Origin of the sequence: Vibrio sp. CK2-1 (assembly GCF_021726515.1) — a bacterium.
GTDB lineage: Bacteria > Pseudomonadota > Gammaproteobacteria > Enterobacterales > Vibrionaceae > Vibrio.
This window is the reverse complement of record NZ_JAKKCJ010000008.1, coordinates 16883-41595: the sequence shown is the minus strand read 5'-3', so window position 1 is coordinate 41595 and position 24713 is coordinate 16883. Positions and strand designations below refer to the sequence as shown.

General features: G+C 40.7%; 22 protein-coding genes. 15 read left to right on the top strand and 7 right to left on the bottom strand.

The window, feature by feature from the left end; translation table 11 throughout:
• Positions 1 to 72: 72 nt before the first annotated feature.
• A complete protein-coding gene (locus tag L3V25_RS15485) occupies positions 73 to 1197 on the top strand; it encodes an S-(hydroxymethyl)glutathione dehydrogenase/class III alcohol dehydrogenase (RefSeq protein WP_267135511.1) in 1125 nt (374 codons plus the stop codon).
• A gap of 361 nt (positions 1198 to 1558) precedes the next feature.
• Positions 1559 to 2407 carry an S-formylglutathione hydrolase gene (gene fghA / locus L3V25_RS15480; RefSeq protein ID WP_346656341.1) on the top strand — a complete coding sequence of 283 codons (849 nt, stop codon included), beginning with the start codon at positions 1559 to 1561 and terminating at the stop codon, positions 2405 to 2407.
• A gap of 65 nt (positions 2408 to 2472) precedes the next feature.
• Here the strand turns inward: fghA and L3V25_RS15475 are convergent, their stop codons facing one another.
• Positions 2473 to 4422 carry a BCCT family transporter gene (locus tag L3V25_RS15475; RefSeq protein WP_237296365.1) on the bottom strand — a complete coding sequence of 650 codons (1950 nt, stop codon included), beginning with the start codon at positions 4420 to 4422 and terminating at the stop codon, positions 2473 to 2475.
• An 832-nt stretch (positions 4423 to 5254) separates the two neighbouring features.
• Between L3V25_RS15475 and cyoA the strand changes: the two genes are divergently transcribed.
• Genes cyoA through cyoE form a run of 5 tightly spaced genes read left to right on the top strand, consistent with a single transcriptional unit; the run spans position 5255 to position 10050 of the window.
• Positions 5255 to 6172, top strand: coding sequence for a ubiquinol oxidase subunit II (gene cyoA / locus L3V25_RS15470; RefSeq protein ID WP_193001108.1), 918 nt, complete (start codon positions 5255 to 5257; stop codon positions 6170 to 6172).
• Positions 6173 to 6199: 27 nt separating this feature from the next.
• The gene (gene cyoB, locus L3V25_RS15465; protein WP_237296409.1) at positions 6200 to 8245 is read left to right on the top strand and encodes a cytochrome o ubiquinol oxidase subunit I; all 2046 of its coding nucleotides are present in this window, start codon (positions 6200 to 6202) and stop codon (positions 8243 to 8245) included.
• Positions 8235 to 8846 carry a cytochrome o ubiquinol oxidase subunit III gene (gene cyoC, locus L3V25_RS15460; protein WP_237296364.1) on the top strand — a complete coding sequence of 204 codons (612 nt, stop codon included), beginning with the start codon at positions 8235 to 8237 and terminating at the stop codon, positions 8844 to 8846. Before cyoB ends, cyoC begins: the two co-directional genes overlap by 11 nt.
• Complete coding sequence (gene cyoD / locus L3V25_RS15455) at positions 8846 to 9172, top strand: cytochrome o ubiquinol oxidase subunit IV (RefSeq protein ID WP_237296363.1); 327 nt, start codon at positions 8846 to 8848, stop codon at positions 9170 to 9172. Before cyoC ends, cyoD begins: the two co-directional genes overlap by 1 nt.
• Positions 9133 to 10050, top strand: a complete 918-nt coding sequence (gene cyoE / locus L3V25_RS15450; RefSeq protein WP_237296408.1) for a heme o synthase — start codon at positions 9133 to 9135, stop codon at positions 10048 to 10050. The genes cyoD and cyoE overlap by 40 nt, the downstream gene beginning before the upstream one ends.
• A 345-nt stretch (positions 10051 to 10395) precedes the next feature.
• Here cyoE and L3V25_RS15445 read toward each other — a convergent pair whose 3' ends face one another.
• Positions 10396 to 11835: an NCS1 family nucleobase:cation symporter-1 gene (locus tag L3V25_RS15445; RefSeq protein ID WP_237296362.1), complete on the bottom strand. Its 1440-nt coding sequence runs from the start codon at positions 11833 to 11835 to the stop codon at positions 10396 to 10398.
• A 385-nt stretch (positions 11836 to 12220) separates the two neighbouring features.
• Between L3V25_RS15445 and L3V25_RS15440 the strand changes: the two genes are divergently transcribed.
• From L3V25_RS15440 to L3V25_RS15430, 3 genes are all read left to right on the top strand, one after another.
• Positions 12221 to 12955 carry an aspartate/glutamate racemase family protein gene (locus tag L3V25_RS15440; RefSeq protein ID WP_237296361.1) on the top strand — a complete coding sequence of 245 codons (735 nt, stop codon included), beginning with the start codon at positions 12221 to 12223 and terminating at the stop codon, positions 12953 to 12955.
• A 137-nt stretch (positions 12956 to 13092) separates the two neighbouring features.
• Entirely contained in the window at positions 13093 to 13764 is a 672-nt protein-coding gene (locus L3V25_RS15435) for a 2OG-Fe(II) oxygenase (protein ID WP_237296360.1), read from the top strand.
• A gap of 107 nt (positions 13765 to 13871) precedes the next feature.
• The gene (locus L3V25_RS15430) at positions 13872 to 15662 is read left to right on the top strand and encodes a SulP family inorganic anion transporter (protein ID WP_237296359.1); all 1791 of its coding nucleotides are present in this window, start codon (positions 13872 to 13874) and stop codon (positions 15660 to 15662) included.
• Between the two features lie 99 nt (positions 15663 to 15761).
• On the opposite strand, the gene ahpF is transcribed toward L3V25_RS15430, so the two are convergent.
• Both ahpF and ahpC read right to left on the bottom strand, forming a co-directional pair.
• Positions 15762 to 17330, bottom strand: a complete 1569-nt coding sequence (gene ahpF, locus L3V25_RS15425; RefSeq protein ID WP_237296358.1) for an alkyl hydroperoxide reductase subunit F — start codon at positions 17328 to 17330, stop codon at positions 15762 to 15764.
• Positions 17331 to 17529: 199 nt separating this feature from the next.
• Entirely contained in the window at positions 17530 to 18087 is a 558-nt protein-coding gene (ahpC, locus tag L3V25_RS15420; protein WP_027696829.1) for an alkyl hydroperoxide reductase subunit C, read from the bottom strand.
• A 275-nt stretch (positions 18088 to 18362) separates the two neighbouring features.
• Here ahpC and L3V25_RS15415 point away from each other — a divergent pair, with 275 nt between their 5' ends.
• Positions 18363 to 19217, top strand: coding sequence for a PA4780 family RIO1-like protein kinase (locus tag L3V25_RS15415; RefSeq protein WP_237296357.1), 855 nt, complete (start codon positions 18363 to 18365; stop codon positions 19215 to 19217).
• Positions 19218 to 19861: 644 nt separating this feature from the next.
• Here L3V25_RS15415 and L3V25_RS15410 read toward each other — a convergent pair.
• Entirely contained in the window at positions 19862 to 20869 is a 1008-nt protein-coding gene (locus L3V25_RS15410; RefSeq protein WP_237296356.1) for a hypothetical protein, read from the bottom strand.
• Between the two features lie 324 nt (positions 20870 to 21193).
• Here L3V25_RS15410 and L3V25_RS15405 point away from each other — a divergent pair, with 324 nt between their 5' ends.
• Positions 21194 to 21820 carry an inovirus Gp2 family protein gene (locus L3V25_RS15405; protein WP_237296355.1) on the top strand — a complete coding sequence of 209 codons (627 nt, stop codon included), beginning with the start codon at positions 21194 to 21196 and terminating at the stop codon, positions 21818 to 21820.
• A 92-nt stretch (positions 21821 to 21912) separates the two neighbouring features.
• Here the strand turns inward: L3V25_RS15405 and L3V25_RS15400 are convergent, their stop codons facing one another.
• On the bottom strand, positions 21913 to 22077 hold the full coding sequence (locus L3V25_RS15400) for a hypothetical protein (protein ID WP_237296354.1): 165 nt from the start codon (positions 22075 to 22077) through the stop codon (positions 21913 to 21915).
• Between the two features lie 44 nt (positions 22078 to 22121).
• Positions 22122 to 22592 carry a DNA repair protein RadC gene (radC, locus tag L3V25_RS15395; RefSeq protein WP_237296353.1) on the bottom strand — a complete coding sequence of 157 codons (471 nt, stop codon included), beginning with the start codon at positions 22590 to 22592 and terminating at the stop codon, positions 22122 to 22124.
• A 163-nt stretch (positions 22593 to 22755) separates the two neighbouring features.
• Here radC and L3V25_RS15390 point away from each other — a divergent pair, with 163 nt between their 5' ends.
• The 3 genes from L3V25_RS15390 (at position 22756) to L3V25_RS15380 (ending at position 24456) form a co-directional block, all read left to right on the top strand.
• Entirely contained in the window at positions 22756 to 22941 is a 186-nt protein-coding gene (locus tag L3V25_RS15390; protein WP_237296352.1) for an AlpA family transcriptional regulator, read from the top strand.
• A 91-nt stretch (positions 22942 to 23032) separates the two neighbouring features.
• On the top strand, positions 23033 to 23818 hold the full coding sequence (locus L3V25_RS15385; protein WP_237296351.1) for a ubiquinol-cytochrome C chaperone family protein: 786 nt from the start codon (positions 23033 to 23035) through the stop codon (positions 23816 to 23818).
• Positions 23815 to 24456: a hypothetical protein gene (locus tag L3V25_RS15380; protein ID WP_237296350.1), complete on the top strand. Its 642-nt coding sequence runs from the start codon at positions 23815 to 23817 to the stop codon at positions 24454 to 24456. The genes L3V25_RS15385 and L3V25_RS15380 overlap by 4 nt, the downstream gene beginning before the upstream one ends.
• Positions 24457 to 24713 lie beyond the last annotated feature (257 nt).

Below are 24713 nucleotides of genomic sequence, written 5' to 3'. Positions count from 1 at the left end.
ATAAGATCCTTATCATTTAGGTGAGCTTGGCTATACTGAAAGCAATTAAAAAACATCTAAATAGGAATTGAAATGACAGCACAAGTAATTAAGTCACGCGCAGCCGTAGCGTGGAAAGCCGGTGAGCCTTTAAAGATGGAAACCGTTGATGTCATGCCTCCACAAGCAGGTGAAGTGCGCGTGAAAATTATTGCCACTGGTGTTTGTCATACTGATGCTTTTACCTTATCAGGTGATGATCCAGAAGGCGTATTTCCAGCCATTTTAGGCCATGAAGGTGGCGGTATTGTTGAGTCTGTGGGTGAAGGTGTTACTTCGGTTCAAGTGGGCGATCATGTTATCCCGTTATACACCGCAGAATGTGGCGAATGTAAATTCTGTACTTCGGGCAAAACCAACTTGTGTTCTTCGGTTCGTGAAACGCAAGGTAAAGGTTTAATGCCAGATGGTACCACTCGTTTTTCTATTAATGGTGAGCCGATTTATCACTACATGGGCACTTCAACGTTCTCTGAATACACGGTTCTACCGGAAGTGTCGTTAGCAAAAATTAATCCACAAGCCGATTTAAAAGAAGTCTGCCTACTTGGTTGTGGGGTAACTACAGGCATGGGCGCCGTAACCAATACCGCAAAAGTTCAGCCGGGTGATACGGTAGCTATCTTTGGTCTTGGTGGCATTGGTCTATCAGCGATCATTGGTTCGACCATGGCAAAAGCGGGCCGAATCATTGCTATTGATATCAATGAATCAAAATTCGATCTTGCTAAAAAACTTGGCGCAACCGATGTGGTGAACCCGAAAGATTTCGATAAGCCAATTCAAGAAGTGATCGTAGAAATGACCGATGGCGGCGTTGACTACTCATTTGAATGTGTTGGCAATGTACACCTAATGCGGTCAGCGCTTGAGTGTTGTCACAAAGGTTGGGGGGAGTCGATCATCATTGGTGTAGCAGGTGCAGGGCAAGAGATCTCAACTCGTCCGTTCCAACTTGTTACTGGACGCGTATGGAAAGGTTCTGCATTTGGCGGAGTAAAAGGTCGTTCACAACTACCAGATTACGTAGAACGTTACATGAAAGGTGAGTTTAAGTTGAATGACTTTATTACTCATACTATGGGCTTAGAAGATATTAATGATGCATTTGATTTGATGCATGAGGGTAAGAGTATTCGTAGTGTTATTCATTTCTAAAGTTCGTAGCTAGGAAACTCGTTGCTCGTGTCTCGAAGTGAAATACGAAAGATCGAGTTTTTATTATAAGAGTTTTCCTAGTTGTTAGTTCAATGAGTTTGAAGGGGGGATCGTAGCTAGGAAGCTCGTTGCTCGTATCTCGAGGTGAAATACGAAAGATCGAGTTTCTATGATAAGAGTTTTCCTAATGGTTAGTTCAATGAGCTTGACGATTGAATCGTAGCTAGGACACTCTTTATCGAGACACGAGACACGAGACACGAGACACGAGACACGAGACACGAGACACGAGACACGAGACACGAGACACGAGACACGAGACACGAGACACGAGACACGAGACACGTAAAATAACAGATGGATATTTATGAAACAGTTGAATTCAAATCAGTGTTTTGGCGGCCAACAACAGCAATTTGAGCATGAATCGCAAGTGCTTAATTGCAAGATGCGCTTTTCGATTTTTTTGCCACCGCAAGCGTTAGAGTCGAATAAAGTACCGGTCGTATATTGGTTATCAGGCTTAACTTGTACCGATGAGAATTTTGTCCAGAAAGCCGGTGCGCAGCGTATGGCGGCGGAGTTAGGTATTGCGATTGTGGCACCAGATACTAGCCCTCGTGGTGATGATGTGGCGGATGATGAAGCTTATGATCTTGGTAAAGGGGCGGGGTTTTATCTCAATGCCACTCAAGAGCCTTGGGCTAAGCATTATCAAATGTATGACTACATCGCTTATGAACTGCCAGCTTTGATTGAAGCGAATTTTCCCGTTACCGATAAGCGTGCGATTTCTGGTCACTCAATGGGTGGTCATGGAGCGTTAACGATCGGTTTGCGTAATGCACCAAGGTTCAAATCGATTTCAGCATTTAGCCCAATTGTTAGCCCACTGCATTGTCCGTGGGGACACAAAGCTCTCACCGCTTATTTAGGGGATGACCAAGCATTGTGGGTCAAATATGATTCGGTGGAGTTGATGAAAAAAATCAAAGGTAACGAAGCCTACCTACCGCCGATTAAAGTCGATCAAGGTTTAGCGGATAATTTCTTGGAAGAACAACTGAAACCGCAACTTTTGGAAAATGCAGCGAATGATGTGAACTACCCATTCGAGATTAATCTTCGTGATGGCTATGATCATAGTTACTTTTTCATCGCTAGCTTTATTGATGAACACCTGAAGTTTCATGCTCAGTATTTGAAGTAAATTTAGCGCAATAAAAAGGGCAGAATCATCTGCCCTTTTTCGTATCTAAGAGATTGTTACTTATATTAACTCGCTGCTTTTTCTACTTCCGCTGGTGGAGTAGAGTCACTTTGAGCTTCTTGCTCTTGTTTTTCTTTGATTAGATCATTGAAAGCAATTCGAGCTTCTTGTGCTTCTTGAGAAGCCGCAAGTTTCACTTCTTTTGCAGCCATCGCCTCAGTTGTGAGGGTATCTAACTGTTTCTGTAGTTCAGCCGGAATATCACCAAGTTCAAGACCATTATCACCATAGGTTAAGGCTTCTTCACGGATTTGCTTTCTTAATTTCCAAATCGCTTTCAGTGCTTGACGTTCATCATCGGCAGCTTCAATCGCTGTAGATTTCAGCTCTTCAAATTTTGCCAGAGCGATACCTTCCGTAGACCAAGGATCGACATCTGGTAAGTCTTCAATGTTGATCACTGGATCTTCGTAACCTTCTTGGTTTGCCAGATCGAAATTGGCAGCCTTAATGGTCGACATCATTAACATGGCTGAAATAGCAATCAATGGAATACCGGCCACAATCGAAGCGGTTTGTAGTGTCGCGAGACCGCCCATGAACATCAATACCGATGGCATGAATGATAGGGTAAATGCCCAGAATAAACGGTTCCAACGCATTGGTTCTTCAGTGACATCATTTTGCACAACAGAAGCCAGGATGTAAGAAATCGAGTCAAAAGTTGTTGCGGTAAAGATGATACATAGACCGGTAAAGACCACGATAACCAAAGTGCTCATTGGCAGTTGATCTAATATCGCAAAGATAGCAGCAGTAGTACCTTGAGCATTTAGGACGCTGATAACATCTAATTGACCTGATAACTGAAGTGATAAACCAAAGTTACCTAGAACCATGAAGAATAAGAAGCAACCTAAAGAGCCAAAGAACACTGAACCTGCAACCATTTGTTTAATGGTACGGCCGCGAGAAATACGTGCAATGAATAAGCCCATGCTTGGTGCAAACACTAGCCACCACGCCCAGTAGAAAATCGTCCAATCTTGTGGGAAATGGGTATTTTCAAATGAACCGTAACCACCGAAAGGTTCAGCCCAAGAGGCCATGACAAAGAAGTTTGATAGCATTCTTCCTAGAGAATCCAAACCTGTCTCAAGTAAGAAGGTAGTTGGTCCAACTGCGAAGATGAAAATCAATAATGCTAAGGCACCCCAGAAGTTGATGTTACTGAGTAATTGGATCCCTTTTGACATTCCGGCATAAGCAGAATAAGCAAAGATCATAGTACAAACTAATAAAACCATTAGCTGTACACCAGTGGTTTTCGGTGTACCAAATAGGTGGTGTAGACCTTCAGTGATCAGTGGTGAGGCTAAGCCTAGCGTGGTTGCACCACCGCCAAGTAAACCAAAGATAAACATAACGTCGATGGTTTTACCTAAACCGCCTTGAGCGCGTTTTTCACCAATGATAGGCATCAGTGCTGCTGAAACCTTTAAAACAGGTTGTTTACGAACATAGAAGAAGTAGGCAATTGGAATTGCAGGTACTAGGTAAATAGACCAAGCAATTGGGCCCCAGTGGAAAATTCCATAAGTTGCTGCCCAACGGACCGCTTCTTCACTTCCTGGCGCTAATTGAAATGGTGGATTTTGGTAATAAAATGCCCACTCGATAGTACCCCAATATAAAATACTGGCACCGATACCACCACAAAATAGCATGGCAGCCCAAGATGCCGTTTTGAATTCAGGTTTTTCGTCGGGATCACCGAGTTTGATTTGGCCAATGTCTGAAAAAATGATGTAAATCATAAAGAAGAAAGAGGCAAGGCCAAGAATAAGATAAAGCGCTCCCACTTTATCTGTCATAAATGTTTTGGCCAGTGCAACCCATTTCTCCCCTTCTTCAGGGAAAATCATTAAAGGGATGACGGCACATAAAAGAACGATAATTGCACCAAAGAAGGTGGGTTTATCTATGAGTGAAAAAGAATTTTTTTGCGTGTTCATTAGCTAACTCCTAAGCAAAATACAGCAATCCATTAACAGCACAAAACCACAATATATCTGTGTGTTTACATGAAAATAACATTCTTTATATAGAAAACTAAGACCAAAGTCGAATAAATTGAATGTAGCTAACAGTGTTAATTTTAAAGCATTTATGCTAATGGAAGTTGCAATTTTTGTTATTGATGTAATGAATGTTTTTAATCTTTTTGGGTGTTTTTTAATCGTTAACAGTACCAATTGTTAATTTTCATCTAGAGTAAAAGCACGCGATTTCCCTCCATTTTTTCAGTAACCACTCTCGGATTCTTTTCTTTGTTTTGTGTATCAGGACTCAATTTTCCTTGCGATTTTTGTCGTTAAAATCCATGAATGTTTGCTTTTTTGTCGCTAAATTCGGCGAATATCAGTTATTCCTAAGTTGTTTCCTTTCTCGATTATTCTTTCTTAGATTGTTCTCTACATGTTTTTAGATTGGATAAAACTGGCCCGTCTATCTTGTGGGTTTTTGTTTTATGGAAAGTTAGTTTTCATTTTTGCATGGTGAGTTGTTGTGTTTATGTAAGCATAATGGTCTAAATGTAACTAGATATTTTTAAATGTAATATTTTAATTTTATTTGGTGTGGTTTGTTGTTTTTGAAGTGTGTGTATTTTGTACCACTCAAGGTGGGGCGATATGCACTTGAAGCAATAAATTAAAAAAAAGCAGTAAATGTTAGCTAACAAGTCGCTAAATGCGGTGACTGGTTAATAAAGCTGCGTTGTTTACCACTTGGTTGTTTCGTTTATATCCACAATGTGACAGCAACCCTTAAACATCGAGAATTAGAATGGAAGCCTCAAGATATAGAAGTATCTTGGTGAGAGGAGGGATGTTTATTGCAGCTCTACTCTTGTCAGGATGCAAATCTGCTTTGCTTGATCCTAAAGGGGTCATAGGCATTCAAGAAAAAGAACTGATCATCACGGCACTATTGCTGATGTTGATTGTGGTTATCCCCGTGATCTTAATGACAGTGTTTTTTTCATATAAGTATCGCGCGAGCAATACCGATGAAAAATACGATCCGGAATGGGCACATTCAACCAAGATTGAAATAGTGGTGTGGACAGTTCCAATCATTATCATCGCTATTTTAGGTACGATCACTTGGCGCACTACTCACGAGTTAGAGCAATCTAAACCGTTAGTGAGTGATGTTGATCATATGACCATCGAAGTCGTTTCTTTGGATTGGAAATGGTTGTTCATCTACCCTGACCAACATATTGCGACCGTCAATTACGTGGCTTTCCCTAAAGATGTCCCGGTTAAGTTCAAAGTCACTTCTGACAACATCATGAACTCTTTCTTTATTCCTCGTCTTGGCAGTCAGATCTATGCGATGCCGGGCATGATGACCAGTGTCCACTTAATGGCTAATGAAGCGAATGACTACAAAGGCATCTCCGCTAGCTACAGTGGTGAAGGTTTCTCTGGGATGAAATTTACTGCCCATGTTACGGACACTCCTGAGCAATTTAATGACTGGGTAAACAGCGTTAAAGCCAATAAAAATGCTTTAGTGATGAATGATTTTGAGGGCTATCGTCAGCTTGCTAAGCCAAGTGAAAACGTACCGGTGACTTATTACTCCAGTGTTCCTGAGCATTTGTTTGCCGATGTGGTGAAGCAGTACAAAGGTTCTCTGAACTCATCAGATGAAAAGATGAGTAAAGGGCACTCTATGGACATGGCACAAAATTAAAGGGTAGGAAATACTATGTTTGGAAGTATATTTGGAAGACTTTCCCTCGACAGCGTGCCATACCATGAACCCATTATTGTGGTGACATTGGCCGTTATCGCGTTGGTCGGGCTTGCGTTAGTTTCAGCCATTACTTATTACGGTAAATGGCAATATTTATGGTCGGAGTGGTTCACTTCTATCGACCATAAGAAAATTGGTTTTATGTATATCGCGGTGGCATTAATTATGCTGATTCGAGGTTTCTCGGATGCAGTCATGATGCGTAGTCAGCAGTTGCTTTCTTCTGCTGGAGATGCGGGCTACTTACCACCAGAGCACTATGACCAAATCTTTAGTGCTCACGGCGTGATCATGATTTTCTTCGTGGCGATGCCGATGATCATTGGTTTAATGAACATCGTCGTACCACTGCAAATTGGTGCGCGTGATGTGGCATTCCCATATTTGAATAACTTGAGTTTCTGGTTGTTTGTTGTGGGTGTGATCTTAACCAACGTTTCTTTAGGGGTAGGTGAGTTTGCCCGTACGGGTTGGTTAGCGTATCCGCCTTTATCTGGCATTCAAGCGAGTCCTGGAACCGGGGTTGATTACTGGATATGGGCGCTACAAATATCCGGTGTAGGTACCACGTTATCTGGGGTGAACTTCTTCACTACCATCATGCGCATGCGTACGCCATCAATGCCAATGATGAAGATGCCAGTGTTCACTTGGGCTTCATTGTGCGCCAATATCTTAATCATTATCTCGTTCCCAATTTTGACGGTGACGATTGCGTTATTGACGCTTGATCGTTACATCGGTACCCATTTCTTTACCAATGATATGGGCGGCAACATGATGATGTACGTCAACCTTATCTGGGCATGGGGACATCCGGAAGTTTACATCTTAATACTGCCGATATTCGGTGTGTATTCAGAGGTAGTGGCGACCTTTTCTCGTAAGAAATTGTTTGGCTATACCTCATTAGTGTGGGCAACGGTTGTGATTACCATCTTGGCCTTTGTGGTTTGGTTGCATCACTTCTTCACTATGGGATCGGGCGCCAATGTCAATGCCTTCTTTGGTATTGCCACCATGATTATCTCCATTCCAACCGGGGTTAAGATCTTCAACTGGCTATTTACCATGTACCGTGGTCGCGTTGAGTTTAGCTCTCCAATGCTTTGGACCATTGGCTTCCTTATCACCTTTACCGTTGGCGGTATGACAGGGGTATTGATGGCCGTTCCCGGGGCAGACTTTGTATTGCATAACAGTTTATTCCTGATCGCTCACTTCCATAACGTGATTATCGGTGGTGTGGTATTTGGTTGTTTTGCTGGTGTGACTTACTGGTTCCCGAAAGCGACCGGTTTTACCTTGAACGAAACCTGGGGTAAACGAGCATTTTGGTGCTGGATTATTGGTTTCTTATTTGCCTTTATTCCACTATACGCACTGGGCTTTATGGGCATGACTCGTCGTTTGAGCCAGCACATTGATCCTGAATACTTCCCGCTATTAGCAACTGCAGCGTTTGGTACTTTTATTATTTTCTGTGGCGTTTTATGTCAAGCCACGCAATTTATTGTCAGTGTGCGTGACCGTGAACAAAACCGCGATCTAACCGGTGACCCGTGGAATGCTCGTACTCTTGAGTGGTCAACCTCATCACCACCACCATTTTATAACTTTGTCAAAATCCCGAAAGGCGATGAAATTGATGCTTTCTGGTATCAAAAACAACGTGGCGAAGCTGGCGTAGAAGCGACATTGGCAGAAAAGGAAGAATACTCTCCAATTCATATGCCGAAAAATACCGCAACGGGGATGGTTATCTCTGGTTTCGCCCTGATCTTTGGTTTCGCCATGATCTGGTACATGTGGTGGTTAGCCGCAGTGGGTTTCGTTGGCATTATCGTGACCTCGATTGTTCACAGTTTCAATGAAGACCGTGATTACTACGTATCGGTTGAAGAAATTAAAGCGATTGAGCAAGCCAATAAAGATCAGCTTCGCAAAGCAAAAGCTCAGCAAAGCACACCCGCGGATGATGAAGATATGGAGGTTGATTATGCACGCTAATACTGCGGTTGAGCATGGTCATCATGATGATCACGATCATCATGATGCAAATGAAATGAAGCAATATGGCTTCTGGATTTACCTGATGAGTGACTGCATTTTATTTGGCTCGTTATTTGCCACTTATGCAGTACTAGTTAATGCCACTGCTGGTGGTCCAACTGGTAAAGATATTTTTGAACTACCATTTGTGTTTGTTGAAACCATGTTGCTGCTTTTAAGTAGTATCACCTTTGGTTTTGGCATCATTGCAATGAAGCGTGAAGATGTGGCTGGTTTAAAGCGTTGGTTATTAATCACCGCTTTACTTGGCCTAGGCTTTATCGCGATGGAAGTGTATGAGTTCCATCATTTGATTGCAGAGGGTTTTGGCCCACAGCGTAGTGCGTTTTTATCGGCATTCTTTACCTTAGTCGGGACGCACGGACTACACGTGACTTTTGGCTTAATTTGGTTAGCAGTTTGCTACTTCCAATTAAGCACTAAAGGTTTGAATGATTTAATGAAAGGCCGTTTTTACTGCTTAAGTCTATTCTGGCACTTCTTAGATATCGTTTGGATCTGTGTATTCACTATCGTGTACTTACTGGGGGTGATCTAATGTCTCATTCAGCTGTATCAAAAGACCATCAAGATTCAGGTGCTAAAGGTTACATCATTGGCTTTATAGCTTCGCTTATCTTGACCATTATTCCATTTTACTTTGCCTACACTGGGGTACTGTCTCGAGAAGCAACCATTGAGATTTTGATCATTACCGCAGTGCTGCAATTACTGGTTCATCTAGTGTATTTCTTACACATGGATAGCTCAGAGAAAGGTCGATTCAACGCGCTTTCTTTTGCGTTTACTGCCGTGATTGTTTTCATCGTCATCGCAGGTTCAATCTGGATCATGTGGAACTTAAACCACAATATGATGATGTAGGTCTGCTGATGTTGAAAGAATACGTATCAATAACCAAACCCGGCATTATTGTTGGCAATTTAATTTCTGTTTTAGCTGGCTACTTTCTAGCGGCTAAATCAGAGCCTGTTACATTGAGTTTGCTATTATTCACTATGCTAGGCGTGGCGTTGGTCATTGCCTCTGGCTGTGTGATTAATAACATTTTTGATCGCGATATCGATTTTAAAATGTCACGTACTCAAAATCGCACCATGGTGAAAGGTGGAATCAAGGTTGATCACGCCTTTCTTTACGCCTTGGTGATGTTGCTGGCGGGTACCGGATTACTCTATAAAATGGCTAATCCGTTGTCAGCAGTAATGGTGTTATTAGGTTATGTGTTTTACGTGTTCTTTTACACTATGTGGTACAAGCGCACCTCGGTATACGGCACTTTAGTGGGTAGTGTATCGGGGGCTATTCCACCATTGGTTGGCTATCTAGCGGTGACTAATTACGTCAGCTTTGAAGCGGTATTGTTGTTTAGCTTGTTCTGCTTATGGCAAATGCCGCATTCGTATGCCATTGCGATGTTCAGAATGCAAGACTATGAAGAAGCAGGCATTCCTGTACTGCCCGTGGTGAAAGGAATTCAGCGTGCTCGTCAACATATGATGGCATACGTGGCCGCATTCTCGTTGGTTGCGCTTGGTTTGTATGCTTTCGGGCACACAGGTTATGAATATTTAGCGGTGGCGGCATTATCTTGCTTCGCATGGTCAAAAGTCACCTTTAGAAGCATGGATCAATCGAATTACATTCAATGGTCTAAATCGGTATTTAAAACCTCATTACTAGTCGTGATGGCGTTTAGTTCGGTACTAGGTCTAGAGTTAATACCACTCTCAGTTTTGTAGTCTATTTTTCTGAAAATGCCAATTTTGAAAGTGACGTTTCTAGTAAATTTACATTTCAAAAATGATGGTTTTATTTTTCATTAATGTGTCCATAATGTAACAAAAGATGTTGCGTTGTAGATGTTTTGTTTCTTTGTTGCCTTGCATCTACTTCACGATAAATGTTTGCACGACATGTAGCGTCGCTGGAATGAACTGAGGCATTAAGCTTTAGAATGTTTCAATTGGAATAGCGATGTATCTCCCTGTGTAAACCTAGTTAAACTCCAAGTTAGCTAGTAAAAACGAAAAACACCAAGCCTCCCCAGCTTGGTGTTTTTTTATGCTTATTTAAGCAGATGCCTATTAACTAACTGCTCTTTCTGTTTTAACCACAGAAGTTAACTTATCTTTCATTAGCCAGTAGTAGCTAATAGAAGCTGTAAATCCACCGATGAAAAGCGAAAAGTTAGCCAGATCGGTAAATACAAATGAACAGGCTAGTGCGAATAGAGTTGAAGGTATTAAAGCCTTAACAGCATTTGAGTTGATGCCATTAAAATACCAATACTTTCCTCTACGATCTTCTGTGTATAAAGAGTCGATATCAATTTCTTGATTACGAACTTTAAAGTAATCAATGAGGACTATGCCGTAAATCGGGCCGATCATGGCGGCTAATACATCAACCGTATAGTGAATAACTTCAGGGTTATTAAATAGGTTCCATGGTGTTATTAATATACCGCCAATGGCAGCAATAAATCCGCCGGTTTTGAAGCTAATTCTTTGTGGCGATACGTTAGAAAAGTCAAAGGCAGGAGCGACAAAATTTGCCACAATATTGATGCCGACGGTCGCTAAAATAAAGGTAAATGAACCTAATATGATAACGGTGCCATTATCCAGTCGGTTTACGGTTTCAATAGGATCGGTAATGATTTCACCAAATACAGGAATAGTTGACGCAACGATTAACACACTAATTACTGAGAAAATAATAAAGTTAAGTGGTAAGCCTAATAAATTACCGAGTTTTAATGATTTATAAGAGGGTGAATAACGAGAGAAGTCCGAGAAATTGAGAGTTGGACCAGCAAAGTAACCGGCAATGATCGCTGTGGCCATGATCATTTGAATAATAGCGTCAGAACCTGATAATTGCTTATCACTTAGGTTTAAGTTGATATTTTGCCAACCCGCTTTATAAACCATCCAAACCGTTAATAAAATCATCGCTAAATAAATAGCCGGTCCAGACCAATCAACTAATTTTTTAATTGCTGACATGCCAAACATAAAGACAGAAGCTTGAATCAACCACATTGTAATAAAGGCAAACCAACCTAAATATGACAACCCTAGGAAGGATATTTCAGTATAGGTTTGATATTCAGGTGCAAAATATAAAATCATTACGATTAAGCAACTGGAGGCGAGGTAGGTTTGAATACCATACCAAACCACAGCAATTAAACCTCGAATTACTGCCGGGATGTTAGCCCCAATCACACCAAATGACATACGACAAACCACAGGAAATGGTATGCCGGCTTTTTGTCCTGGTTTTCCCATCAAGTTAGCAAATAAAAGGACAATTAAGATCCCAGCCGTTAAGGATATTAATACTTGCCATGCAGTAAGCCCTAAAGCAAATAGCGAAGCAGCAACCACATAACCACCAACCGAATGGATATCCGACATCCAAAAAGCAAAGATACTGTACCAGCCCCAACTTTTATCTTTAGTGGGAATTAGATCATCATTAGCAAGTCTTGAGCTTACGGTAAATTTAGGGGCACTCATATTAAGATTCCTTCCTGTAAATTATGAGATTGAAATTTGGTTGTATTTATTTATTGTTTTATTTGGATACAATTAACGTGCCAATGTTTGATTTTTCAGTATGAATGGTTGATTAATAAAGGTGTTCAAGAAAATGCTAAGACATATAATTTGGAAGGATAGAGAAATGAATCGTACATATTTCCCTATTTAAGTGCCTTTAATGAGGGATCTGCATTTTATCAGTGCAAAGAAAGTACAGTAATGTGCATATATTAATTGTATACAATATTGTTTTTAAGGTTTTAGTTTGGATTGCTTGCTATTGCTGGACTTTTCTTAAACTTGGCATGCTTATCGCATTCGTTAGTGCTACTAAATATTTGTTACCTAGGAATGCATGTTTATGAAAATTAACCTTATCAACCCAAATACCTGCTTAGCGATGACCGATAAAATAGCTTCTAGTGCTGAATCGGTTGCTCAGAATAGCACTCAAGTTTTTGCTTCATCACCGATACATGGCCCTGAGAGTATTGAGTGCATGAGAGATGAAGTGATAGCTTCTGCGGCTTTACTTGAGGTTATTGCTGAAGGGGAGGCGAATCAGGTCGATGGTCATATTATTGCTTGCTTTGGCGATCCAGCCATCGATGCGGCAAAAGAAATTGCCACTGCACCAGTTATTGGTATTGCTCAAGCTGGTTTTCATTTAGCCAGTTTGGTATCACATCGTTTTTCTATTGTGACAACGTTAGCCAGAACGATCCCGATGGCTGAACATTTATTAGATAAATATGGATTTACACATCAATGTGCCTCTATTCGAGCTGCCGAAATATCGGTGTTAGATTTAGAGAAAACTTCGGAAGCGGTCTTTAATGAGCTTGAAGCTGAATGTTTAATCGCGATAAAGCAAGATAAAGCAGAGGCGATCGTTCTTGGCTGCGCAGGTATGTCCGATCTTGCTTTACGCCTACAAAATAGCCTAAACGTTCCGGTTATTGATGGGGTGACAGCCGCAGTGAAAATGCTTGAATCATTACATGCGTTAAATCTAACAACCTCAAAAAGCTTTATTTATAGCTCTCCTGAGAAAAAGGAATTTAAAGGTCGTTATCAACATTGGTCAATGAAGTAATACAAGTACTAAACGTTAAATAACACTCGCCTAAAAACTAAACACGCACTACACTCAGCGACCGTTCTAACCTCTTTAGTTTTCTCTATATTCCCCCTTAGAGAAGAGAGGCAGCGTGTATTTTTTTAAGGATAAAAATGAACGTAGTTTTGACTGAAGATGTGATTCATTTACCTCTGGTTGATGAATCACTATTTGATGCGATTGCCGAAAATATTGCTCACCAAGGTTACAGTATTCACCCTAATGCACTTCCTGCCGATTTATTAAATCAGCTGCATCAACATGTACACAGCATGCCCGATGATAACTTTAAGCGGGCTGGTATTGGGCGTGAAGATAAGCTAATGCTCAACCAGTTTGTACGCAAAGATGAGGTGTGTTGGATTAATGGTGAAAGCTTAGCTGGAAAGGAATGGCTTGCTTGGGCGGCTGAGTTACAACGCTATTTAAATCGACATCTATTTTTAGGGCTATTCTCATTTGAAAGTCATTTTGCGCATTATTCACCGGGCGATTTTTATAAAACCCATAAAGATGCCTTTAAAGGTGAATCTAATCGTATCCTCAGTCTCGTAGTGTACTTAAATCCGAACTGGACCAAAGAAGACCAAGGTGAGTTGGTTATTTATCAAGATGATACGCGAGAGGAATTGGTTAGAGTAACGCCGAGCTTTGGTACGATTGCGCTTTTTTTGAGTGAAGATTTCCCCCATGAGGTCTTACCGGCAACCCGTGATCGCTATTCAATAGCGGGTTGGTTTCGAGTGAATGGTTCTGGCATGAATAAAGTCGATCCCCCTCGTTAATTCAACCTTGTCGGCTTTGTTTTAACCATAAGTAATTTATTTTTATAAAGAAACATTCCCATGACACCGTTATTTTCTAATATGATTATAAGATAAATGATTAGAAGATGAATTATAGAAGGGGGCTAGAGTTGAAAGTTGCATGGATCGAAGAGTGGCTTCCCGGCTTATCTCAATTAAAAAACTATGACAAAGCTTGGCTTGGTGATGATCTTCGAGCTGCGCTTTCTGTGGTGGCGGTTGCCTTACCGGTTGCGATTGCTTATGCCGAATTAACTGGGGTAAGTGCGATAGTTGGTTTGTACTCTTGTGTGCTGCCTATGTTGGTATATGCATTCATGGGGACTTCTCGACAACTTATTGTTGGCCCAGATACAGCAACTTGTGCGGTCATTGCGGCGGTTGTAACCCCACTTGCTGCTGGTGATGCGGTAAAACATTGGCAATTAGTTATTACCATGACAGCCATGACTGGCCTGTGGTGTTTAATTGCCAGTAAGTTTAAGTTGGGGGTCTTTGCCGACTTTCTCTCTGGCCCAATTTTATTAGGTTTATTAAATGGTGTCTCGATCACCATTATCGTTGGCCAATTTTTTAAAGTTTTTGGTATTACCTATAACCAACCATACCTCATTGAGCAGATATGGGATGCCCCTTCGCAATTAGTGAATATTCATTGGCAAACTCTGTTAGTCAGTGCGGTGACGATTGGGATCTATCTCTGTTGTAAAAAGTTACGCCCAAGGTGGCCTGCGGCAATGCTTGCCATCATTATCGCGAGTCTTTTTGTTTGGCTCGGTGATTTTCAATCGGTTGGTGTGGGTATTGTCGGTATGGTCGATGGTGGTCTACCTGTTTTTCAAGCACCTGAATTTGATATTGGTTTAAGTCGTGAGCTTGTGATGCCTGCGCTCAATTTAGCCATGGTGAGCTTTGTAAGTATGATGCTTACTGCGCGTAGTTTTGCTGCCAAGAATGGCTATGATATTGATGCCGATAAAGAATTCCGTGCGCTCGGTATGATTAATATTGCTTCGGCATTTTCTCAAGGGTTTGTAGTCAGTGGCACTAGCTCACGAACTGCCGTCAATGATGCCAATGGCGGTAAAACTCAGTTGGTTTCGATAATTTCTGCGATTATTATTGCCATTGTGGCGGTAGTGGCTTATCAGCCATTGCAGTTTATTCCAGTTGCTGCACTGGGAGTGGTCTTGATAGTTGCTTCGATTTCTTTGATTGATTTAAAAGGAATTTGGGGACTACGCAAGCGCGATAAAGATGCCTTCTATTTATCCAGTATTACTTTTATTGCCGTGTTGGTGATTGGTGTTATTCCGGGGATCACCTTGGCGGTATTACTCGGTTTGTTCCAGTTTTTGCGTATTGTGATGCGTCCAACCGATCAAGTGTTGGGTATCGATACTAAAGGTACAGTGAGAAGTTTAGGTAAATCAGGTAAAGCGAAAGCCATTCCCGGTTTAGTGATTTATCGTTTTAATTCACCACTTACTTATTTTAATGCCGCGCACTTTAAACGTCGTTTATTACATAAAGTAGCGGAGGCTGGATCGAACGATGTCAAATACGTGATTATTGATGCGGTGGCTAGCTTTACCCATTTGGATCTCACTGTGATGTCGGTAATTAGTGACGTTCAAGCGATCTTAAAAAAACGTGGTATTCGCCTAGTACTGGCTGGTCATAAGCGACGCTTGAAGCAATGGTGTGATTTAGCTGGCGTAAAAGTAGGGGAAGGCGGTATTCGGATCCGCGCCGATATGTACTTAGCCATTAAGATGAGTGGTTGTTATCAAGAGGCGGTGAGCGAAGGGCATATTCCTGAAGTGAAGAAAGAGAAGTTATCGGAAGAGCGGGAGCATGCTCAGCCTGAAGTATAGCTTTATGCTCAAGTCGGTTTATATCCAATAGAAAACGAGCTCGTGATGAGCTCGTTTTAGTATCAAACTATGATTGTTCTAGGCTCTAATTATTAGAGATTAACCATCTTGGCGAATCAGATAATCAAAGGCACTTAAGCTTGCTTTTGCACCGTCACCCATCGCAATAATGATTTGCTTATAAGGTACTGTGGTTGCATCACCCGCAGCAAACACACCTGGCATGCTAGTCTCACCGCGATCATTTACGATGATCTCACCGCGCTCTGATAGTTTCACTTCGCTGTCTTTTAACCATTCAGTATTCGGTACTAGGCCAATTTGAACAAAGATACCCGCTAGTTCGATTTCTTTGATTTCATCAGTGTTGCGGTCTTTGTACTTAAGGCTAGTCACACGTTTACCATCACCGATGACCTCTGTAGTTTGCGCCATAGTAATAATATCGATGTTAGGCAGTGAGTTCGCTTTGTTAATAAGAACTTGGTCTGCGCGTAGTACATCAGCAAATTCCAGTACCGTTACATGCTCAACAATACCAGCTAGATCAATCGCCGCTTCAATACCTGAGTTACCACCACCGATAACTGCAGTTCTCTTGCCTTTAAACAATGGACCATCACAGTGTGGGCAGTAAGCGACACCTTTGTTACGGTATTCCTGTTCACCCGGAACATTCATTTCACGCCAGCGAGCCCCAGGGCTAAGGATGATACTTTTACTTTTTAATGTCGCACCGCTTTCAAGAGCAATATGAATCAGGCCATCTTCAGTATGTGGCGCGCCCATGATTTTGTCGGCTTGCTGTTCGGTTACTACATCAACATCGTATTCTTTTAAGTGCTCAGCCAGATCGGTAGCGAGCTTCGGCCCTTCAGTACGTTTTACCGAGATGAAGTTTTCAATAGCCATGGTATCCATGACTTGTCCGCCAAAACGTTTTGCTACAACCCCGGTGCGAATACCTTTACGTGCCGCGTATAGAGCTGCAGCACTACCACCAGGGCCACCACCAACGACTAATACATCGTATGGGTCTTTTTCGTTTAAGCTAGCAGCGGCTTTTTCGGCTGCACCATCATCAAGTTTGCCAAGGATTTCATTTAGCGTCATACGACCTTGGCCAAATAATTCACCATTCACAAATACACTTGGTACGGCCATGATGTCGCGATTTTTTACTTCATCTTGGAATAGCGCGCCGTCAATCATGGTAGTACGGATATCAGGGTTGATGGCTGACATCATATTGAACGCTTGGACGACATCTGGGCAGTTTTGGCATGACAAAGAAATAAACACTTCAACATCAAGCTTTTTGCCTAGTTGACCAATTTGCTCAATCGTCTCGCTTTCTAGCTTGATTGGGTGACCGCCAGAATGCAGTAGGGCTAGAACTAATGACGTAAATTCATGGCCCATTGGTAGGCCAGCAAAACGTAACTGTGTGCCTTTTTCTGGGTTAACCACAGACATGACAGGCTTACGGTCGCTAGCTGCGTCATCGCGTACCACGGTAATAAATGAGCTAAGTTCAGCAATTTCATTAGCAAGAGCAAGAATATCCTGCGCGGCTTTGCTTTCATCTAGGCTAACCACTAATTGGATATCATGTTTTACATTGGCTAAGTACTGTTCTAATTGTTGTTTGATCGCTTGTTCAAGCATGCTATGACACCTTACTTCTAAAAATTAGAGTTCTTTTAAAATGAGAGTGGTTACTCTGGATAAATCAAATTTCGAAAATAAAAACAGGGGTGAGAGCTAGCCAACGGTATAGGTCGTCAGAAGTAATACCATCAACTAGCTCTCAAATTAGCCGTCAATAATGGGGAGTTATTAACAGCATATTAAGACTAGTGGCTAATTAAATTTTGCCTACTAGGTCAAGAGAAGGGGCTAGTGTTTCTTCGCCTTCTTTCCATTTTGCTGGGCATACTTCACCTGGGTGCGCTGCAACGTATTGTGCTGCTTTCACTTTACGAAGTAGGTCTTCTGCATCACGACCGATACCTTCAGCTGTGATTTCCATTGCTTGAATCGTACCTTCTGGGTCGATTAAGAATGTTGCACGGTCTGCAAGACCTTGACCTTCACGCATAACACCGAAGTTGTTCGTGATGTTGCCTGTTTGGTCGCCTAGCATGTAGTACTGAATTTTACCGATAGTGTCAGAGCTATCGTGCCACGCTTTGTGAGTGAAGTGAGTGTCAGTTGATACTGAGTAAACTTCTACGCCACGTTTTTGTAGCTCTTCGTAATGATCAGCAAGGTCGCCTAATTCTGTTGGACATACAAATGTGAAGTCTGCTGGGTAGAAGAAAAATACTGCCCACTTACCTAGTACGTCTTTTTCTGAAACCTCAACAAACTCGCCGTTTTTGAATGCTGTTGCGTTGAATGGTTTGATTTGAGTGTTAATCATAATATGGTCTTTCCCTTTTGTTTAAAATTCTAAAGTCTTGCTGAAATCTAAATGGGGCAATGCGTTATTGCGCCTCGTTTCTTGCTTACGGGAAGTATATTCACATTGTTTGAGTGTTTTGAAAAATAGATTGTTCTTATTGTATTGATAGGTGATTTCTATTGATTATTTTGAAGACCGAAGATTGCTTAATAACGGCAACAATATCTAATTCGCCATAAATGAGATAAGCTAACCACATACCTTCCTTTTCTTTAAGTAGTCCCACCTCAGTAATGAAAATACCTAAACAAATGCAATCTTTGGTTGAAGATGGCGTCGTTGATGACGTAGTGAGCCAACTTATGAGTGGCAAAGAAGCGTCAGTCTATATCGTGCGTTGTGGTGACGAAATTCGTTGCGCTAAAGTGTATAAAGAAGTTAATCAACGTAGCTTTAAGCAAGCGGTGCAATATCGAGAAGGGCGTAAAGTAAAAAACAGCCGCCGTGCTCGCGCCATGGAAAAAGGCTCTAAGTTTGGTCGTGGTGAGCAAGAAGCGGTTTGGCAAAGCGCCGAAGTCGATGCGCTCTATGCCTTGAAAACTGCTGGAGTGCGAGTGCCAGAGCCTTACGGGGTAGTGGATGGCGTATTATTAATGGAGCTTATTACCGACGAAGAAGGCTTTGTTGCGCCGCGTTTAAATGATGTATCTATGTCCGCCGAACAAGCATTAGAAGATCATGATGAGATGATCGAGTACATCAAACGTATGTTATGCGCCGGGATCATTCATGGTGATTTATCAGAATTTAATGTGCTGGTGGATGAATATGGGCCAGTAATCATCGATTTACCCCAAGCCGTCAATGCCTCCGCCAACAATAACGCAGAATGGATGTTTGCCCGTGATGTAAACAACATGCGTAGCTACTACGGCCAGTATGTACCAGAACTAGAGCAAACCGAATACGCTAAAGAAATGTGGCAGTTGTACCAAGCCGGCGAGTTATTTCCCGAGACTAAATTGACCGGGTTGTTTGTCGAATCCGACGAATTAGCCGACGTAGAATCCATTTTAGATGAAATTGATGCTGCAAGATTGGAAGCCGAAACTCGTGAATTGAGAAAGAATGAATCAGAACAAGAATAAAAGAAAAGCGGGCGGTGGTTCAAATCCCGGCAGCGCATCTGAACTTGATTCTATTTTCTAAATTATAAAAAATCAAAAAGGCCGCTAAGCTTTAAACTTAGCGGCCTTTCCAATCGATTGGTGGGCTGGCGTCATCTGAATTGTGTTGTTATCTTTTTGTTATTTATTACTTTCTGTTGATTTGATTTTTTCTAGTGTACCTTTTGGTGTACCTATTAAGCGACGATTAATTAAATAACCTTAAAGGACTTTTATATAATATCAAAAGTCACAATTTGTTGTGCTGCTTAGATAGCCTTAATAATCCATATCTCTTTTTGTGATCAGCTTTCTAATCTATGCTATTCAATCTTTTTAAACTTTTCGCTTTTCCGATTAGGTTGGTTACCACTATGCGTCGAGAAGATTAAGCCTTTAAAGCCGCTTTACCTCATGATAGGAGCTTAAAAGTAATCTTTGTCCGTTACATTTTGCCCGAATTGAAGACGTTAACGGCTTGCTCTAAATTGAAATTATTATTCATGTATCATCCCATTTTACTGCTTTAGTAGGACTTACCCATGCTCTTTAACTGTGCTCGATAACCTCAAAATTACATTTCGCAGTCTACAGACACCTCGAGTTTTTTTGATAATGAACAAAAATTATGAGTTTTTTTGTCTATCATATTCCTCATCGATTAGTCGTTCTATGATTTCATTTTTTGTGAAAATTCGTTTGTTGTGCAATTCAGAATTTGAATTCGCTTTCTCTTCTAATTTTGATTTTATTAAAGATATTTTATCATCTATTCCTTTAGACATGGTTATTTGATGTGTTTTTCTATTTTTATTGTCTAATGTGGCTCGATATTTTTTCTGTTGCCAAGCTTTTTTTAGTTTTTGAATTGCTTTGTATTTATCTATAGGGTGTATGTTTTTATTTGTATCAAATGCAAGGGGGATCACATTATTAAATTCTGACTCTGGGAAGTTATGAGGGAAATTGAAATCTCTTGTGAAATTATATTTATCTAATAAATCTTTGATATAGTCTATAGCCCAATCTTTATCTATCTTTTCCGATTCTAACCATTTAAAGTTTGCCACGGAAGTATTTTCTTTATGTAGTTCATGTAGGCTGATTAAATAATTTATTTTGTCTTGTTTTTTTAGTGTGGTAAAGCTGAATGAATTAATGAAGTCTAATGTGTCCCGAAAACACGTTTTAACTGTCGGGCTAAGTTGACCTAGCATTACGGATGAGTAGAAAGGGGAAAAAGTAAAATTATCAGGTAGCAGCTCTATAGCATAAGTACCAGAATTATTATCATAGTGTACTCCAGTTTTTATGCAGCAATACCAAATAAAAAAACAAAGTCTTGCGTTGTTTTTATCAAACCATGGTAAATCATCTTCAGTAATTAGGTTGTTTTTGACGTGTGAGATTATTTCGTTTTTTCGGTCCTTTGATTGATTTCCTGTAGCCCTTAAATGTTCATTTAGCATCTCATTAAGCTGTAGTGTTTCTAAGCGACCAAAGGCTGTAAGTTTATAGTGGTACATCGCTATATGGCTGTGAATGTACATAATAGCCATATGATATTCAATCGCAGTTTTAAATGTTATTTCTAAATCTTTTCCGTTTTCAGTAAGATCTCTTTCAGCAAACATGATATCTACTCAGTAGTTTTATTGTATTGTTATTGTAGTGCTTATAGGTTGATTGTGGTAGTTTTTTTGTAGTGTATATTTCGCTTGCTTAATGGCTGTTATTAGCTTACCTAACATTTTAATGTATTGTCAGAGTGATTTTTCCTGATGATTGTATCAATGACGTTAATGCTTTAGGTGTGTTTAGTCTCCCCCACGCTTTTTTATTAGGTCGGGGATGTTAATACTATCTTTATTGAATCTCTCTAACTTAAGATTCCCTCCACTCAAGTAACCTAAAAAAACAACATCAATGTGTCCTATGAAATTACTATAGGAGACCTAATGATGAACTCATGTCTAAGTACTATCGAACATGATGGTTGGAGTATATTGACTAGCTATACCTTAAATGACACTTATCTAGATAGAATTAGATTGGTGATGAATAAAGCAATGAATAATCATGCAAGAACATTCGTATTAAGATTTGATCTACATGCATTATCTTTAGTGAAAAGTGACACTAGGGTGATTAGTCGTTTTTTTGAATCATTAAAAGCTAAAATCAAAGCGTATGAAAAAAGGAAAGTAAAGTTTGGTGTTAGAGTGCATAAAACCAAACTTGAATATATATGGTGTAAAGAAGAAGGGAAATCTAATAATCCACATTATCATGTGGCTATATTTTTAAATGCTAATTCATTTAATCGTATTGGGGATTACCGAGTGTTAAGGGATAATTTAGCTGGATTGATTTATTCGGCATGGAGTAGCGCTATTAGAGTGTCAACTAACGATATTATATCGTTAGTACATTTCCCTAAGTCAAAGCCTTTCTATCAATTAAATGTAAAGGACGAGCATTATACTTTTATATATAACGTAGTATTTCGACGGCTTAGCTACCTTTCTAAATGTGAAACGAAAAAGTATGGATCAGGTAAGCATAATTTTGGTTATAGTCGATAACTTTAATTGAATGTATATTGAACAAAAAATAAAGATTAATAATATATGCCCCCGTCATGGGGGCTTTCTTTTATTGCTTTAAATATAGTGATTCAGTCTTCTTCAGTCATAGCGGTAACGCCTCCAATAACGGCTGCTACGGTAAAGCCTGCGGCAGTGATGGTTCCTACTGGACCGAATACAGGTGCGGCAACAATGACGGTCACCACCGCTGTTGTGCCTTTGATGGCTCTTTCTAATTTCTTTGCATAAGACATGTCTGACTCCTTGAGGGATTAATGAATTAAACGATGAATAAAGGTCACATTTGGCCTAATTCAGCCAGTGATGATGTGTCTTTACCAATAATGATGTGATCGAGCATGCGTACATCGATGAGCTCTAATGCTTCTTTTAGTCGCTGTGTGATTTGTATATCAGCTTGTGATGGGCTGGATTGCCCTGAAGGGTGATTGTGAGTGGCGATGATGGCAGAGGCATTAAGTTGTAGTGCAAGCTTGGCAACCTCTCTTGGATAGACTGAGGCGGCATTAACGGTGCCTTTAAACATGAGCTCAAAGCTAATCAGTTGATGTTGATTATTTAAGAACATGACACCGAAGACTTCTTGCTCGTATTTGCTGAGTTTGAATTGTAAGAAGGTTTTGACTTTGTTTGGGTTGGTATACACATCACCGGATAGATAGAGGCTTTCAACCACTTCAGCAGCTTTCTCTAGTAACTCTATATCGGTAGGGGTAATACGGTGTGCGGTGGAATGATAGATAGACATGTTGCCTCCTAGATTGGTTAGTTAATCAGGGAGGTAATATATAAATGCAAATTTTTAATCTAAGGCTGAGCGCTATCGATATTGCAGGTGGGCTGAGTCATTAACGAGATAAAAAACAACGGTGGGAATTCCTTTGAGCCAATCAATTTAAAGGAGTCTCATCATGCAACTTATCCGTTTAAAAGAAGTTATCGCCCTTACTAGCCTAAGCCGTTCAAGTATCTATAAATTCATCAGTGAAGGACGTTTCCCTAAATCTGTATCGTTGGGAGATAGAGCCGTTGCCTGGATAAAAGAAGAAGTTGAGGAATGGATTGAAGCACGTATTGCTGAAAGGGATGAACGTTAGAATAAAAAAGTGAAAAAATTTGTTGGTTTGCGAACTGTGCAAAGCTGGTGAGTAAAGTAGGGAATATCAATTAACGATGGAGACTACTTAAATGAGCAATACCAATATTTACGATTCAGATATCAATCCAGTCCTAGAAAAAGCCACCAATGAGGATTTAGCGCCATTGGTCGGTTATATCGAGAAGAAGTTCTCACAAGACTTAACTCTATCGGATGCCTACAAAAAGCATCGACCAGACCACCAAAAGTATAATGACCTTATTGCAAAAGAAATTCGTGAAATGGGCGGAAACTCTTTTGCAAACCTATACCGTAGTGCTGGCCCTAGCTATGGCGAAATTGTGTTTGATGTGGGTAAGAAGGTTAAAGCGAATGTGAAAAAGGGCGTTGCGGTTGAGGAGAATGAGCAAGCCATACTTGAAGTGATTTTGAAAAAAGCCGTTGAGCAAATGAGTGAAGAGGAAAAGGCGGCGCTATTTGAAGAGTTAGATTATTCAGGTAGTGCGCCTAAAGGTGCCATGGCAAGCTCTGCGCTCATTACCTTGTTCCGTGCTGGTGGTTTTAAGTCTTATCAGTTGACCGTCATTATTGCCAATCAAATCGCTAAGCTTATTTTAGGGCGAGGACTCATGTTTGCCACTAACGCGACTGTAGTACGAACGGCCTCTGTATTAGCGGGGCCCGTTGGTTGGGCGATAACAGGAGTATGGACGGCTATCGATTTAGCTGGGCCAGCTTACAGCGTGACCATCCCAAGCGTTATCCATATTGCGATGCTACGAAAAGGTCAAGATGCTGTGTATTGCAAAAACTGTAATAGCATGTTGATGGATACCAGTGTGAAGTTTTGCCCTGAATGTGGAGAGAAACAATGAAACATTATAATGCCATTATTAAGCACCCAGTGAACGACGATGGTACATCTTCGGATATTTATATTAACTTAAGTGAGGCGAGTCCTGAAGTTAAAGCCTTGGCTTTGTATATGGAAGAAACGTTACTTGCACCAGATAAGCTAATCTCGACTTATGAATTAAATACGTTAGTAGCTAAACTTGATATTATAAAAAAGAGGCATTTAGTCCGGCTACCTGGTGGTAAAGCGGCTTCTATCATGTACCGTAAATATAATGCATCTGAATGTTGGGATTTATGCGTTGAAACGCCTATTGATGGTTATATGACACCTTTAACTGCTTGGTTTGTGACGAATAAGACAGCCGTTGTTGACCAAGTTGATATAGTGAATCAAAAGCGAGAAGCGTTAAAAAAAAGCATCAATAGTTTTCTAGATAGGCTGCACAACAGTAGTTATCGTGTGTCATTTAATGATGAGCTTGAAGTGCCTTCGATTTATTGTGTTATGGAGGTATTAGCACTGGAACCGGAAGGTTATCAAGATGATGAGGTTAAAGTAAGGCGCTTAAAAGAAAAGCAGTACTTCTTATCGTTTAAAGATAACGAGGGTGAGCAGTATTCGTATACTTACGTAGTAGATAATACGGTTATTTGAGTAAAGGTATGCCGATAAGGTAGGAAATTTCAGGGGCAAAACTAGATTGATAGTTCGAAGTGCTTTAACTTACTTTTGCCCCATACCTTGTTTCGCATAACTTAACCAGCTCTGCTTGGTACTGGATTGTAGGCCTAATTTTTGTAATGCTAGTAAGTGTTTACCATTTCAGTGGCGATTCAACTATCGCCCAGTAAGATGCGCAACCTGATAGAACTCAAATACAACACCATTGGCGATGCTGTTGAGGTATTTGG

What these genes read in the sequence shown, in the direction of transcription:
- L3V25_RS15485 (WP_267135511.1), top strand. Translation starts at nt 73, where the DNA reads ATGACAGCACAAGTAATTAAGTCACGCGCAGCCGTAGCGTGGAAAGCC.
- L3V25_RS15475 (WP_237296365.1), bottom strand. Translation starts at nt 4,422, where the DNA reads ATGAACACGCAAAAAAATTCTTTTTCACTCATAGATAAACCCACCTTC.
- cyoA (WP_193001108.1), top strand. Translation starts at nt 5,255, where the DNA reads ATGGAAGCCTCAAGATATAGAAGTATCTTGGTGAGAGGAGGGATGTTT.
- cyoC (WP_237296364.1), top strand. Translation starts at nt 8,235, where the DNA reads ATGCACGCTAATACTGCGGTTGAGCATGGTCATCATGATGATCACGAT.
- cyoD (WP_237296363.1), top strand. Translation starts at nt 8,846, where the DNA reads ATGTCTCATTCAGCTGTATCAAAAGACCATCAAGATTCAGGTGCTAAA.
- L3V25_RS15445 (WP_237296362.1), bottom strand. Translation starts at nt 11,835, where the DNA reads ATGAGTGCCCCTAAATTTACCGTAAGCTCAAGACTTGCTAATGATGAT.
- L3V25_RS15440 (WP_237296361.1), top strand. Translation starts at nt 12,221, where the DNA reads ATGAAAATTAACCTTATCAACCCAAATACCTGCTTAGCGATGACCGAT.
- L3V25_RS15435 (WP_237296360.1), top strand. Translation starts at nt 13,093, where the DNA reads ATGAACGTAGTTTTGACTGAAGATGTGATTCATTTACCTCTGGTTGAT.
- L3V25_RS15430 (WP_237296359.1), top strand. Translation starts at nt 13,872, where the DNA reads ATGAATTATAGAAGGGGGCTAGAGTTGAAAGTTGCATGGATCGAAGAG.
- ahpF (WP_237296358.1), bottom strand. Translation starts at nt 17,330, where the DNA reads ATGCTTGAACAAGCGATCAAACAACAATTAGAACAGTACTTAGCCAAT.
- ahpC (WP_027696829.1), bottom strand. Translation starts at nt 18,087, where the DNA reads ATGATTAACACTCAAATCAAACCATTCAACGCAACAGCATTCAAAAAC.
- L3V25_RS15415 (WP_237296357.1), top strand. Translation starts at nt 18,363, where the DNA reads ATGAAAATACCTAAACAAATGCAATCTTTGGTTGAAGATGGCGTCGTT.
- L3V25_RS15410 (WP_237296356.1), bottom strand. Translation starts at nt 20,869, where the DNA reads ATGTTTGCTGAAAGAGATCTTACTGAAAACGGAAAAGATTTAGAAATA.
- L3V25_RS15405 (WP_237296355.1), top strand. Translation starts at nt 21,194, where the DNA reads ATGATGAACTCATGTCTAAGTACTATCGAACATGATGGTTGGAGTATA.
- L3V25_RS15400 (WP_237296354.1), bottom strand. Translation starts at nt 22,077, where the DNA reads ATGTCTTATGCAAAGAAATTAGAAAGAGCCATCAAAGGCACAACAGCG.
- radC (WP_237296353.1), bottom strand. Translation starts at nt 22,592, where the DNA reads ATGTCTATCTATCATTCCACCGCACACCGTATTACCCCTACCGATATA.
- L3V25_RS15390 (WP_237296352.1), top strand. Translation starts at nt 22,756, where the DNA reads ATGCAACTTATCCGTTTAAAAGAAGTTATCGCCCTTACTAGCCTAAGC.
- L3V25_RS15385 (WP_237296351.1), top strand. Translation starts at nt 23,033, where the DNA reads ATGAGCAATACCAATATTTACGATTCAGATATCAATCCAGTCCTAGAA.
- L3V25_RS15380 (WP_237296350.1), top strand. Translation starts at nt 23,815, where the DNA reads ATGAAACATTATAATGCCATTATTAAGCACCCAGTGAACGACGATGGT.